Genomic DNA, 2,291 nt, shown 5'->3' on the forward strand with positions numbered 1-2,291 from the left:
ACCACGCATTGGTTACTTTGAAGCCGGGCCTCGTACTCGCACCAGGCCCACGAACACGAATTTCTCGCGGCATATTCCTTCCCCTAGGCCGGGACGCCCCGGGAGCACTTGGCGCGCGCTCCGGGGCCGACGGAAAAGACGCCCCTCAGGGAGTCGGCGTCAGTGGTTGACGCAGACGTTGCCGAAGGCAGGGTTCAGCAGCCCGATCACCGAGATCGTGTTGCCGCAGACGTTCACCGGGATGTGCACGGGAACCTGGACAACGTTGCCGGAAGCGACACCCGGGGAGTGCACGGCGGCACCCTGAGCTCCGGAGTCCGCGACGGCCAGGCCCGCGCCCGCGAGAACCAGACCACCAGTGGCAGCCGCAGCAGCGACGACCTTCTTGAGCATTGTTCCTCCTTGTTGGCAATGCGATCCCAAGCAGCGGATCACATCACCTGTAACGAGGAGGGAGCAATGGAGCTACGAACCTATCGTCACATTCACTCTTCCCGGTCACCTCGTACGGGTGGCCGATTATCCGAGTTTCGCTTCGCGATGCTCTCAGGACTCGTCGATGAAACGGTCGAGCACGCGTACGCCGAACTGCAGCCCGTCCACCGGCACCCGCTCGTCGACGCCGTGGAACATGCCGGCGAAGTCCAGCTCCGGCGGCAGCTTGAGCGGCGCGAAGCCGAAGCCGCGGATGCCCAGGTCGTCGAAGGACTTGGCGTCGGTGCCACCGGAGAGCATGTACGGGATCGCCTTCGCGGCCGGGTCCTCGGCGAGGAGCGCGGACTGCATGGCCTCGACGAGCGCCCCGTCGAAGGTGGTCTCCACGGCCTTGTCGGAGTGCACGTCCTCGCGCCGCACCTTCGGGCCCAGGATCCGGTCGAGGTCGGCGAGGAACTCCTCCTCGAACCCGGGCAGGAACCGGCCGTCGACGTTGGCGGTGGCCTCGCCCGGGATGACGTTGACCTTGTAGCCGGCGTTCAGCTGCGTCGGGTTGGCCGTGTTGCTCAGGGTCGCGCCGATGAGCTTGGCGATGCCGCCCAGCTTGGCGAGGGTGGCCTCCATGTCCTCGGGATCGAGCTCGGTGCCGAGCGCGTCGCCGAGTTCGTCGAGGAACGCCCGGGTCGTCTTGGTGACGCGCACCGGGAACCTGTGCCGGCCCACCCGGGCGACCGCCTCCGACAGTTCGGTGATCGCGTTGTCCCGGTGGATCATCGACCCGTGTCCGGCCGTGCCGGCCACGGTCAGCTTCATCCAGTGCATGCCCTTCTCGGCCGTCTGGATCAGATAGAGCCGCCGCTGCTCGTTCACGGTGAACGAGAAACCGCCGACCTCGCTGATGGCCTCGGTGACGCCGTCGAAGAGGTCGGGGTGGTTGTCGACGAGCCACCGGGCGCCATAGGTGCCGCCCGCCTCCTCGTCCGCGAGGAAGGCGAGCACGATGTCCCGGGGCGGTCGGCGCCCGCTGCGCAGCCGGTCGCGCACGACGGCCAGCGTCATGGCGTCCATGTCCTTCATGTCGACGGCGCCGCGCCCCCAGACGCAGCCGTCCGCGACCTCCCCGGAGAACGGGTGGTGGGTCCAGTCGGCGGCATTGGCCGGTACGACGTCCAGGTGGCCGTGGATCAGCAGCGCGGGCCGGGACGGGTCCTCGCCCTCGATGCGGGCCACGGCCGAGGCACGCCCCGGGTGCGACTCGAAGATCCTCGGTTCGAGACCCACCTCGGCGAGTTTCTCGGCGACGTACTCGGCAGCCTTGCGCTCGCCCGGGCCCGAGTGGTCGCCGTAGTTGCTGGTGTCGATCTGGATCAGCTCGCGGCAGAGGTCCACAACCTCGTCCTCGCCGGTGACGCCCTTGGCCGTGTCCGTCTCGCTCACGCTGCTTCCTCCCACTGTCACTGCTGGTGGTCCCTCTCATCCTCCCCCTCCGGCCACCGCGGCCCCAAGACCGGACCGAGCCCGTCACACGCCGTTCACGCCGTCGCGGGGCCGGGGACGGGGTGTGATCGGACACCCCGGAAAGCCTGATAGTGTTTCCTTCGTCGCCGCGAGGGAAACCACGCACGACAGACACCTTGTCCGGGTGGCGGAATGGCAGACGCGCTAGCTTGAGGTGCTAGTGCCCTTTATCGGGCGTGGGGGTTCAAGTCCCCCCTCGGACACCAGTGAGGGCCCCCGCGAGGGCGGATTCCAGGGGTCGTAGCAACACCGTGGTGAGTTGATCAAGCCGCGAGCAGTTTAGACAGACGCGGGGGGGGGTGTGGTCAAACGCCAGGTGTGTGTGGTTGGTGGTGTTG

The 2,291-nt window shown here is 67.7% G+C and carries 2 protein-coding genes and 1 tRNA gene; 1 reads left to right on the forward strand and 2 read right to left on the reverse strand.

Annotated elements, in window-relative coordinates; genetic code table 11:
- Window positions 1–159 precede the first annotated feature (159 nt).
- Both chpH and ACFW2E_RS45520 read right to left on the reverse strand, forming a co-directional pair.
- The gene (gene chpH, locus ACFW2E_RS45515; protein ID WP_384477684.1) at window positions 160–393 is read right to left on the reverse strand and encodes a chaplin ChpH; all 234 of its coding nucleotides are present in this window, start codon (window positions 391–393) and stop codon (window positions 160–162) included.
- Window positions 394–546: 153 nt separating this feature from the next.
- Window positions 547–1,872, reverse strand: a complete 1,326-nt coding sequence (locus ACFW2E_RS45520; protein ID WP_384477687.1) for a M20/M25/M40 family metallo-hydrolase — start codon at window positions 1,870–1,872, stop codon at window positions 547–549.
- Between the two features lie 199 nt (window positions 1,873–2,071).
- On the opposite strand from ACFW2E_RS45520, the gene ACFW2E_RS45525 reads away from it, so the two are divergent.
- Window positions 2,072–2,159 (forward strand) — tRNA-Leu (locus ACFW2E_RS45525).
- Window positions 2,160–2,291: the final 132 nt, after the last annotated feature.

The organism is Streptomyces sp. NPDC058964, from assembly GCF_042741275.1.
In the GTDB taxonomy this organism is placed as follows: Bacteria; Actinomycetota; Actinomycetes; order Streptomycetales; family Streptomycetaceae; genus Streptomyces.